The sequence below is a fragment of the Streptomyces corynorhini genome (assembly GCF_003346515.1).
Lineage (GTDB): Bacteria > Actinomycetota > Actinomycetes > Streptomycetales > Streptomycetaceae > Streptomyces > Streptomyces corynorhini.
Genome location: NZ_QQNA01000260.1, coordinates 1 through 7,588, shown reverse-complemented (window position 1 = coordinate 7,588; position 7,588 = coordinate 1). Strand labels below are relative to the sequence as shown.

Genomic DNA, 7,588 nt, shown 5'->3' with positions numbered 1-7,588 from the left:
ACACCTTCGGGAGAACGTCATGGAGCAGTACGCGCTGGACGCGATGGAACGCATCACCACCAGGCCGCCCGCGGTCTACGAGACGATCACCGTCGACCCGCTGACGCCCGCGACCGGCGCGGAGGTGTCCGGCATCGATCTGTCGGAGAAGCTGACGGACATTCAACTGACGGAGTTGAAGCGGGCGTTCCACACCCACCATGTGCTGGTCTTCCGCGACCAGACCCTGACGGGCGAGGATCACAAGCGGTTCGCGGGCCACTTCGGGGAACTGCATCCGGTGGCGCTGGCCCCCGAGGGCTCCGATCCGCACATCCTGGAGATCAGCGCCACCAAGGAGTCGCGCGCCGTGGCGGGCGACGGCTGGCACGCCGACGGGACGGCGGACCCGGAGCCGTCGCTCGGCTCGATGCTCTACCTCACCCGTACCCCGGACATCGGCAGCGGCGGCGACACCCACTTCGCCAACATGCACCTGGCGTACGAGCTGTTGTCACCCGCGATGAAGACCTTCCTCGACGGGATGACCGCGGTCCACGACGGTCTGCTGGCATGGGGAGGCGTCACACCGCCGCCCGAGTACGACGTACCCAAGAACGAGCACCCGGTGGTGGTCAGACACCCCGAGACCGGTCGCAGACTGCTGTACGTGAACGGCGCCTACACCTCGCATCTGACGGGGCTGACTCCGCGCGAGAGCCGGGCGGTGCTGGACATGCTGCTGGCCCACATCGCCCGTACCCCGCTGCTGACCTGCCGGGTCCGCTTCACGCCCAACACCCTGGTGTTCTGGGACAACCGCTGCCTCCAGCACCACGCCACGTGGGACTACTACCCGCATACGCGCTACGGCCAGCGGGTCGCGATCAAGGGCGGCCGTCCGCGCGCCTGAACGACGCGTGCCGGGCGGGCGGCCACGTGGCGGGGACGATCGGCGGGGACGATCGGTCGGCACGCGTGGAGCGTGCCCGTGCGGTCACACCGGGCAGATCGTCGTGCTCGACCACGAACAGGGCGTCCAGGCCACAGGCCCACCCCGAACTGGAGATCCTGAGCCACCGGAGGGCCTGAGTCACGGGAGGGCCTGAGCCACCGGAGGGCCTGAGCCACGGGGGGTCTTGAGCCACGGGGGGTCGTGAACCACCGGAGGGCCTGAGCCTGGGTGTCCGGGACGGCGAACCGTTCAGCCCGGCCCCCGATATCGGGCTGCCTCGTCCGCGTACCTCCCCGGCTGCCCCGGGGCGCTCACCCACCGGAGACCGCCGGGCCGACGGGGCCCAGGACCGCGTCGCCTTCCGGCACCCGTCCCCGGAGGACTCGCCCCGTCCCGGAGGACTCGCCCCGCCCGCGCGCCGCTCGGGCCGCGCGCCGCTCGGGCCGCGCGGGCGGGTGGCCGGATTGATCATCACCCGCACTCATCACGATCCGGTCTCGGAATGACCTCCGCCTCTTGCTTCCCTCCGTGTAATCGATTCCAATCCTCGGTGTAATCGATTCCACAAGGAGGTGGACCGACGATGGCCGGCATCAAAGATGTCGCGGCCGAGGCGGGTGTGTCCGTCGCCACGGTGTCGCGCGTGCTCAACGACCATCCGTCGGTCAGCCCGGCGGCACGGGCCCGGGTGGTCGCCGCCGTCGCGGCCCTGGACTACCGGCCCAACGCCGTGGCCCGCTCCCTGCGCACCGATCAGACCCGCACCCTGGGGCTGGTCATCAGCGATGTGCTCAACCCGTACTTCACCGCCCTGGCCCGCGCCGTCGAGGAGGAGGCACGCGCCCTCGGCTACAGCGTGATCATCGGAAACGCCGACGAACGCCCGGAGTTGCAGGACCACCACGTGCGCACCCTGCTCGACCGGCGCATCGACGGGCTGCTGATGTCGCCCACCGACCCCGGCTCGGGCCTGATGGCGGACGCGGTGCGCGCCGGGACCCCGATCGTCTTCGTGGACCGGTGGGTCCCGGGCGTCGAGGTGCCCGTCGTACGGGCCGACGGGCGCGGCGCGGTGGCCGATCTGGTGGATCATCTGCTGCGGCTCGGCCACCGCAGGCTGGCGATCATCGCGGGGCCCGCCGCCACCACGACCGGGAGCGAGCGTGTCGACGCGTTCCGGGACGCGCTGCGCGAGCGGGGGGTCGCCCTGCCGGACGCGTACATCGGCCAGGGCGACTTCCAGGCCGAGAGCGGGCGCCGGGCCGCCGAGCGGTTCCTCGCCCTGCCCGAGCCGCCCGACGCCGTGTTCGCGGCGGACAACCTGATGGCGCTCGGCGCGCTGGACGCGATCCGCGCACGGGGCCTGAGCGTTCCCGGTGACATCGCGCTCGCCGCCTTCGACGACATCCCGTGGTTCGTACACACCGATCCGCCCATCACGGCCATCGCGCAGCCCACCGAGGAGCTGGGCCGGGCCGCCGTACGGGCGCTGGCCGAGCGCATCGCGGGCCGCGTCCCGCCGTCCCTGACCCTGCCCGCGCGGCTGGTGGTACGCCGCTCCTGCGGCGCCCCGCCACCGGCGGACCAGCCACATCCGCAACCCATCGCACGAAGGAGCGACCCGTGAGCCATCCGGACGAGTTGCTGCGTATCGAGGGGATACGCAAGACCTTCCCCGGCGTGGTCGCGCTCGACAGCGTCGACTTCGATCTGCGCCGGGGCGAGGTGCATGTGCTGCTCGGCGAGAACGGCGCGGGCAAGAGCACCCTGATCAAGATGTTGTCCGGCGCCTACCGCCCGGACGCCGGGCGCGTCCTCGTGGACGGGCAGGAGGTACGGATCCACGGCGCGCAGGACGCGCAGCGGCTCGGCATCGCCACGATCTACCAGGAGTTCAACCTCGTCCCGGAGCTGACCGTGGCCGAGAACATCTTCCTGGGCCGCCAGCCGCGCCGCTTCGGGATGATCGACCGCAGGCGGATGGAGTCCGACGCGGCCGAACTGCTGGAGCGCGTCGGGGTCGGCGCCGCGCCGCACACGCTCGTACGCGAACTGGGCATCGCCCGGCTCCAGATGGTCGAGATCGCCAAGGCGCTCAGCCTGGACGCCCGGGTGCTGATCATGGACGAGCCGACCGCCGTGCTGACCTCCGAGGAGGTGGAGAAGCTCTTCCGTATCGTGCGCAGGCTGCGCGAGGACGGGGTGGCCGTCGTCTTCATCACCCACCATCTGGAGGAGATCGCGGCGCTCGGCGACCGGGTCACCGTGCTGCGCGACGGCCGCAGTGTGGACCAGGTGCCCGCGTCGACCCCCGAGGACGAACTCGTCCGGCTCATGGTGGGCCGCTCCATCGAGCAGCAGTACCCGCGCCGCACCACCGGGGCGGGTGAGCCGCTGCTCAGCGTCGCCGGGCTGACCAGACAGGGTGTCTTCCACGACATCGGCTTCGAGGTGCGGGCCGGTGAGGTCGTCGGTATCGCGGGGCTGGTGGGCGCGGGCCGTACGGAGGTGGTACGGGCGGTGTTCGGCGCCGACCCGTACGACACCGGCACCGTGCGCGTCGCGGGCACAGCGCTGACCGGGCACGACGTGAGCGCGGCGATGGCGGCGGGCATCGGGCTGGTGCCCGAGGACCGCAAGGGCCAGGGCCTGCTGCTCGACGCCTCGGTGGCGGAGAACCTCGGCCTGGTCACCCTGCGTGCGGCGACCCGCGCCGGACTGGTGGACCGCAAGGCGCAGCACACCGCGGCCGGCCGGATCGCCGAACAGCTCGGCGTCCGGATGGCGGGGCTCGACCAGCGGGTGGGCACCCTGTCCGGCGGCAACCAGCAGAAGGTCGTCATCGGCAAGTGGCTGCTCGCCGAGGTGCGGGTGCTGATCCTCGACGAGCCGACGCGCGGTATCGACGTGGGCGCGAAGGTCGAGATCTACGAGCTGATCAACGCGCTGACGGCCGCCGGTCACGCCGTGGTGATGGTCTCCAGCGATCTGCCCGAGGTGCTCGGGATGAGCGACCGGGTGCTGGTGATGGCCCAGGGCCGGATCGCCGGTGAACTCCCGGCGCACGAGGCCACCCAGGACGCGGTGATGGCGCTCGCCGTCTCGGCCGCGCCCGAGAACACACCTGACCAAGCGGACACACACGACCGAGCAGCGGACGACCAGGCAGCAGACGACGAAGGGGTGGAGGGCTCCCGTGGCCACTGACACGCTCAAGAGCGAGAAGAACACGACGGGCGGCGGTGGCGCCCCGGGGCTGCGCCGTCTCCTGCTCGACAACGGCGCGCTGAGCGCCCTGGTGGTCCTGGTGGTGGCGATGTCGCTGCTGTCGGGCGACTTCCTCACCACGCAGAACCTCCTCAACGTCGGTGTGCAGGCCGCCGTGACCGCGATTCTGGCGTTCGGTGTCACCTTCGTCATCGTCACGGCGGGCATCGACCTGTCGGTGGGCTCGGTGGCGGCGCTCTCCGCGACGGTGCTGGCCTGGTCGGCGACGTCGGCGGGGGTGCCGGTGTGGCTGGCCGTCGTCCTGGCCGTCGCGACCGGCATCGCGTGCGGTTTCGTCAACGGCGCGCTCGTCTCGTACGGCAAACTACCGCCGTTCATCGCGACGTTGGCGATGCTGTCGGTGGGCAGGGGGCTCTCCCTGGTGATCTCGCAGGGCAGCCCGATCGCCTTCCCGTCCTCCGTCTCGCGGCTGGGCGACACGCTCGGTGGCTGGCTGCCCGTGCCGGTCCTCGTGATGATCGTGATGGGGCTGGTCACCGCGGTGGTCCTGGGCCGTACCTACCTCGGCCGCTCGATGTACGCGATCGGCGGCAACGAGGAGGCGGCGCGGCTGTCCGGGCTGCGGGTCAAGCGGCAGAAGGTCGCCGTGTACGCGCTGTCCGGGCTGTTCGCCGCCGTCGCGGGCATCGTCCTGGCCTCCCGGCTCGCCTCGGCGCAGCCGCAGGCCGCGCAGGGGTACGAACTCGACGCGATCGCCGCCGTGGTGATCGGCGGCGCCAGCCTGTCGGGCGGGGTCGGCAAGGCGTCCGGCACACTGATCGGCGCGCTGATCCTCGCGGTGCTGCGCAACGGCCTCAACCTGCTGTCGGTGTCGGCGTTCTGGCAGCAGGTCGTCATCGGTGTGGTCATCGCGCTCGCGGTGCTCCTCGACACCGTGCGCCGGCGTGCTGGTGCGACTCCCGTGTCGGGCGGCGCGGCCGGGACGGGTGTCGGCGGGGCCGGGGGCAGAAAGGCGCAGGCGGTGAAGTACACGGTCGCCGCCGTGCTGGTGGCCGCCGTCATCGGCGGTGTCTCCCTCTGGAACAGCGGTTCGTCCGGCGGCGCGACCAAGCTGGGCATGTCCGTGTCGACGCTCAACAACCCCTTCTTCGTGCAGCTGAAGGCGGGCGCCCAGGCCGAGGCGAAGGCGAAGGGCGTCGACCTCACGGTGACCGACGCGCAGAACGACGCCTCCCAACAGGCCAACCAGATCCAGAACTTCACCAGCGAGTCCATGTCGTCGGTGATCATCAACCCGGTCGACTCGGACGCGGCGGGCCCCTCGGTGCGCGCCGCCAACAAGGCGGACATCCCGGTGATCGCCGCCGACCGCGGGGTCAACAAGGCCGAGGTGGCGACGCTCGTCGCGTCCGACAACGTCGCGGGCGGTGAGCAGGCCGCGCGGACGCTGGCCGAGAAGCTCGGCGGCAAGGGCCGGATCGTGGTCCTCCAGGGCACGGCGGGCACCTCGGCCAGCCGGGAGCGCGGCGCGGGGTTCGCGCGGGGCATCAAGGCGTTCCCGGGCATCGAGGTCGTCGCGAAACAGCCCGCGGACTTCGACCGCACCAAGGGGCTCGACGTGATGACGAACATGCTCCAGGCCAACGGTGACGTGAACGGTGTGTTCGCCGAGAACGACGAGATGGCGCTCGGCGCGATCAAGGCGCTCGGCACCAGGGCGGGCTCCTCGATCCCCGTCGTGGGCTTCGACGGCACGCCCGACGGGCTGAAGGCGGTCGAGGCGGGCACGCTGTACGCGTCGGTCGCCCAGCAGCCCAGGGAGCTGGGCAGGCTCGCCGTGCGCAACGCGATCGAGGCCGCGGAGGGCAAGAAGATCGACACGACGGTGAAGGTGCCGGTGAAGGTGGTCACGGCGCGGAACGTGGCCGACTTCTCCTGACGCCCGCGCGGGCCCGTGCCTCCCGGACTCCCACCCCCGACGAAAGAGGGACTGTGATGTACGACTACGACCTGCTGGTCGTAGGGTCGGCCAACGCCGACCTGGTGATCGGTGTCGAGCGGCGGCCGGGCCCCGGGGAGACCGTGCTCGGCTCCGACCTGGCCGTCCACCCGGGGGGCAAGGGCGGGAACCAGGCGGTGGCCGCCGCGCGGCTGGGGGCCAGGACGGCGTTGCTGGCCCGGGTCGGTGACGACGCGCACGGGCGGCTGCTCCTCGACGCGCAGCGCGCGGCGGGTGTCGACACCGCCGGGGTGCTGCGCGGCGGAGCGCCGACCGGGGTCGCGCTGATCACCGTGGACCCCTCGGGCGACAACAGCATCGTGGTCTCCCCGGGTGCCAACGCGCGGCTGTCGCCGCGTGACGTACGGGACGCGGCGGATCTGCTGCGGTCCGCGCGGGTGGTCTCGGCGCAGTTGGAGATCCCGTTGGAGACGGTGGCCGAGGTGGTGAGGACCACGGCGCCCGGCACGCGTTTCGTGCTGAACCCCTCTCCCCCGGTGGAGCTGCCCGCCGGGATCCTCGCGGCCTGCGATCCGCTGATCCTCAACGAGCACGAGGCCCGGGTGGTGCTCGAAGGCCCGGCGGGCGACGGGCGGACAGACGGCGAGCGGACGGGCGGCGGGCCGGTGGGCGACGGGCGGACGGGCGGCGGGCCGGTGGGCGACGACCCCCGGGAGTGGGCGCGGGCGCTGCTGGCGCTGGGGCCCAGGTCGGTGGTGATCACCCTGGGCGCCCGGGGCGCGCTGGTGGCGGACGGTGTCACGACGGAGCTGGTGGAGCCCGTACGGGTGCGTGCGGTGGATACGACGGGGGCGGGCGACGCGTTCACGGCGGCGCTGGCCTGGCGGCTCGGTACGGGTGCGGGGCTGGCCGACGCCGCCCGCTACGCGGCACGCGTGGGTGCCGCCGCCGTCACCAGGGAGGGCGCGCAGGCGTCGTTCCCGACGGCTGCGGAGGTGGCGGCGCTCGGCGGCGCCGTGCGAGAGGCGGGCGGCCGATGAAGAGGTCCGGAGTGCTGAACCGTCATCTGGCGGGCGCGCTGGCCGAGTTGGGCCATGGCGACGAGGTGCTGGTCTGCGACGCGGGGATGCCGATACCGGCGGGCCCGCGCGTGGTGGATCTGGCGTTCGTGGCCGGAGTGCCGTCCTTCGCGCAGGTGCTGGCGGGGCTGCTCGCCGAGTTGGTCGTGGAGGGCGCGACGGCGGCCGAGGAGGTACGGGAGGCGAACCCGGAGGCGGCGGCGCTGCTGGCGGGCCTGCCGGAGCTGCGCATGATCACGCACACGGAGCTGAAGGAGCGGTCGGCGGGCGCGCGGCTGGTCGTAAGGACCGGTGAGGCGCGGCCGTACGCGAATGTGCTGCTGCGGTGCGGCGTGTTCTTCTGACGCTCCGGCGGCGGAGGAAGGCGGAGGGGGCGGTCGCCCGGGT

Annotated in this window: 6 protein-coding genes; all 6 read left to right on the top strand. The window is 72.4% G+C overall.

Features of this window, described 5'->3' with window-relative positions:
- Positions 1–19 precede the first annotated feature (19 nt).
- On the top strand, positions 20–892 hold the full coding sequence (locus DVH02_RS27830) for a TauD/TfdA dioxygenase family protein (protein ID WP_114626617.1): 873 nt from the start codon (positions 20–22) through the stop codon (positions 890–892).
- A gap of 625 nt (positions 893–1,517) precedes the next feature.
- On the top strand, positions 1,518–2,561 hold the full coding sequence (locus DVH02_RS27825; RefSeq protein WP_114626616.1) for a LacI family DNA-binding transcriptional regulator: 1,044 nt from the start codon (positions 1,518–1,520) through the stop codon (positions 2,559–2,561).
- Positions 2,558–4,141, top strand: a complete 1,584-nt coding sequence (locus DVH02_RS27820; RefSeq protein ID WP_114626615.1) for a sugar ABC transporter ATP-binding protein — start codon at positions 2,558–2,560, stop codon at positions 4,139–4,141. Before DVH02_RS27825 ends, DVH02_RS27820 begins: the two co-directional genes overlap by 4 nt.
- Positions 4,131–6,101: an ABC transporter permease/substrate-binding protein gene (locus tag DVH02_RS27815; protein ID WP_114626614.1), complete on the top strand. Its 1,971-nt coding sequence runs from the start codon at positions 4,131–4,133 to the stop codon at positions 6,099–6,101. The genes DVH02_RS27820 and DVH02_RS27815 overlap by 11 nt, the downstream gene beginning before the upstream one ends.
- A 56-nt stretch (positions 6,102–6,157) precedes the next feature.
- Entirely contained in the window at positions 6,158–7,162 is a 1,005-nt protein-coding gene (locus DVH02_RS27810) for a ribokinase (RefSeq protein WP_114626613.1), read from the top strand.
- On the top strand, positions 7,159–7,545 hold the full coding sequence (gene rbsD / locus DVH02_RS27805) for a D-ribose pyranase (RefSeq protein WP_114626612.1): 387 nt from the start codon (positions 7,159–7,161) through the stop codon (positions 7,543–7,545). The genes DVH02_RS27810 and rbsD overlap by 4 nt, the downstream gene beginning before the upstream one ends.
- Positions 7,546–7,588: the final 43 nt, after the last annotated feature.

Coding starts and splice junctions, on each gene's coding strand:
- DVH02_RS27810 (WP_114626613.1), top strand. CDS start 6,158: ATGTACGACTACGACCTGCTGGTCGTAGGGTCGGCCAACGCCGACCTG.
- DVH02_RS27825 (WP_114626616.1), top strand. CDS start 1,518: ATGGCCGGCATCAAAGATGTCGCGGCCGAGGCGGGTGTGTCCGTCGCC.
- rbsD (WP_114626612.1), top strand. CDS start 7,159: ATGAAGAGGTCCGGAGTGCTGAACCGTCATCTGGCGGGCGCGCTGGCC.
- DVH02_RS27830 (WP_114626617.1), top strand. CDS start 20: ATGGAGCAGTACGCGCTGGACGCGATGGAACGCATCACCACCAGGCCG.